The organism is Aeromonas sp. ZOR0001 (assembly GCF_000801015.1).
In the GTDB taxonomy this organism is placed as follows: domain Bacteria; phylum Pseudomonadota; class Gammaproteobacteria; order Enterobacterales; family Aeromonadaceae; genus Aeromonas; species Aeromonas veronii.
The window spans coordinates 8,644-9,774 of record NZ_JRJY01000080.1 but is presented as its reverse complement, the minus strand read 5'-3'; the positions used below and the strand labels follow the sequence as shown (position 1 = coordinate 9,774).

Below are 1,131 nucleotides of genomic sequence, written 5' to 3'. Positions count from 1 at the left end.
CAAAGTCGGGGGCCTTGGCCGAAACCACCGGCGGGCGGGGGCGGCTGGCGGGATCCAGCTCACCCAGCGGCACCCGGGTCAGGGCGGCGCAGGTTGCCTCCAGTGCCATCCAGTTGCGCTCGACCAGTGTCTGTCCCTTGCTACCATAGCTGGTGGCGATGGCCTGCTTCAGCAGGCTGGTCGCCTCTGCGGGGGGAATGATGGCGCTGAGCTGGAAGAAGGCCATCTGCATCACGGTATTGATGCGGTTGCCGAGCTGGCAGTCGCGGGCAATCCTGGCGGCGTTGATGATGTAGAAGCGCGCTTCTTTCTCGCGCAGGGCGTGCTGTACCTCGCTGGGTAGGCGTTGCCAGATCTCCGCTTCGCTGTAGGGGGTGTTGAGCAGGAAGATGCCACCCGCTTTCAAGCGCTCCGCTATCCGGTACTTGTCGACAAACTGCCACTGATGGCAGCCGATAAAGTCCGCCTCTTCCACCAGATAGGCCGATTGCAGCGGCCGCTCGCCCACCCGCAGGTGAGAGACGGTGAGGCCACCCGCCTTCTTGGAGTCGTAGACGAAATAGCCCTGCGGATAGAGGTCGGTGTGGTTGCCGAGGATCTTGATGCTGTTCTTGGCCGCCGAGACGGTGCCGTCGCTGCCAAGGCCGTAGAAGAGCGCTTCCAGCTTGTGTTGCTGGCCGTGAATGAGGCTTTGCGAATTCAGCGCGGGCTGCGGTAGCGAGAGACCTGTGATGTCATCGAAGATGCCGACGGTAAAGCGCGGGCGCGGGTTCTCTTGCGCCAGTTCGGCAAACACCGCCAGCGCGCAGGCGGGGCCGAACTCCTTGGAGGAGAGGCCGTAGCGACCACCGATGACCCGCGGCAGGCTTGCCCGCTCGCCCCGGCTGAGCGCTTCGGCCAGCGCTGTCATCACGTCGAGATAGAGTGGCTCGGCCTGTGCGCCCGGTTCCTTGGTGCGATCCAGCACGGCGATGGTGCGGGCACTCTCGGGAATCGCGGCCAACAGGTGCCCGGCCGAGAAGGGGCGGAACAGCCGCACCTTCACCAGACCTACCTTCTCCCCTTGGGCCAGCAGGCGCTCGATCACCTCTTCACAGGTGCCGATGGCCGAGCCCATCAGTACCACAATCC

At 64.6% G+C, this 1,131-nt stretch carries 1 protein-coding gene; it reads right to left on the bottom strand.

The window, feature by feature from the left end:
• The coding region (locus L972_RS21875; protein ID WP_047438225.1) for a 2-oxoacid:acceptor oxidoreductase family protein at nt 1-1,131 on the bottom strand (1,131 nt) is incomplete at both ends.